The sequence below is a fragment of the Streptomyces sp. URMC 124 genome (assembly GCF_051386455.1).
Classification (GTDB): Bacteria; Actinomycetota; Actinomycetes; order Streptomycetales; family Streptomycetaceae; genus Streptomyces.
The window spans coordinates 1-279 of record NZ_JBPQTS010000430.1 but is presented as its reverse complement, the minus strand read 5'-3'; the positions used below and the strand labels follow the sequence as shown (position 1 = coordinate 279).

The following is a 279-nucleotide window of genomic DNA, read 5'->3' as shown; positions in this document are numbered from 1 at the left end:
GGATATCTCCAACACCGGGCAGACTCCCGAATGCGGGCGACGATGGGATCATTCCAGTCGTTGGGGGAGAAGGCGGTACTAATTGCAATCGGCTTAGGCTTCGGATACTTTTCGTCGAAATTCGATGTGTTTGGCGGATATGGCTTCATTGCCGGCGTCTGCGCCTTGTATGCGTTGTATTTTCTAACCGCTTCGCGCAAAGCCGTTTAAACAATGCCTTGGTGCTGCAAGCTTTCCCTTAACATTGACAGCCTCAGATTGATTCAGGTGCTATTAGAC

Annotated in this window: 1 protein-coding gene; it reads left to right on the top strand. The window is 50.5% G+C overall.

Annotated elements, in window-relative coordinates; translation table 11 throughout:
* Window positions 1-210 (top strand): hypothetical protein (locus ACSNOG_RS33225; RefSeq protein ID WP_436756390.1); only part of this gene is annotated, 210 nt, incomplete at its 5' end.
* Window positions 211-279: the final 69 nt, after the last annotated feature.